At 66.1% G+C, this 817-nt stretch carries 1 protein-coding gene; it reads right to left on the reverse strand.

Annotated elements, in window-relative coordinates; genetic code table 11:
• Nucleotides 1-234: 234 nt before the first annotated feature.
• On the reverse strand, nucleotides 235-817 hold a 583-nt coding region (locus tag D588_RS0113255), incomplete at its 5' end, for a LysR substrate-binding domain-containing protein (RefSeq protein WP_017916325.1).

Raw genomic sequence — 817 nt, forward strand, 5'->3', positions numbered from 1 at the left:
GCTTTCTTTTGGTTACTTTTCTTTGCGCGAGCAAAGAAGCGCTTCTCAGCAGCCAAAGGCTGATCAAAGTAACTCGCCGCAAGGCGAAAGCCGTTGCTATTGCTGTTGCTGCTTGATTTACGCGTCGGACAAGCACACCCGCACGAGTGAGCTTTGGCGGCGATGAGCTCTATCGGTAAAGCCCTTCGCGGCTAAAGCTGCTCCTACATTGCCGCTAGGGGAGTGCTGCCACCACTACCCACGCCTGCCCGCCGCATGCCCCTGCGCCAACTGCCACAGGTGGCGCACGATCGGCATCGCCTGCGCGGTGGCCGGCAGCGCGGCCAGGGCCAGGCGCGCCATCGGCACGCGGCCTTCGATGTCCAGGTAGCGCACCCCGGGCAACTGCACCTGCGCGGTCGAGGCGGGGACCACCGACACACCCAGTTCGGCGGCCACCAGGTTGACGATGGACGACATCTGCGGCGCTTCCTGTTCGATCTTCAGTTCGAAACCGGCCTGGCGGCAGGCATCGAGGATCTCGTCGTACAGGCTGGTGCCGAAGCTGCGCGGGAACAGGATGAAGGGTTCGCCGGCCAGCGCCGACAGCGGTGCGCGGCGGCGCTTGGCCAGACGGTGCGCCGCCGGCACCGCGATCTTCATCGGTTCGTCGGGCAGCTTGAGCAACTGCAGTTCCGAGGGCGTGGCTACGCTGTAGCGGATGAAGGCCGCATCCAGCCGCCCCTGCAGCAGCGCCGCAAGCAGGCCGGCGGTGTTGGTCTCTTCCAGCGCCAGTGTCACCGCCGGCCAGCCGCGGCGGAAGCCGCGCACCAGGGTC

This window comes from Xanthomonas sp. SHU 308 (assembly GCF_000364645.1).
GTDB classification, from domain to species: Bacteria; Pseudomonadota; Gammaproteobacteria; order Xanthomonadales; family Xanthomonadaceae; genus Xanthomonas_A; species Xanthomonas_A sontii.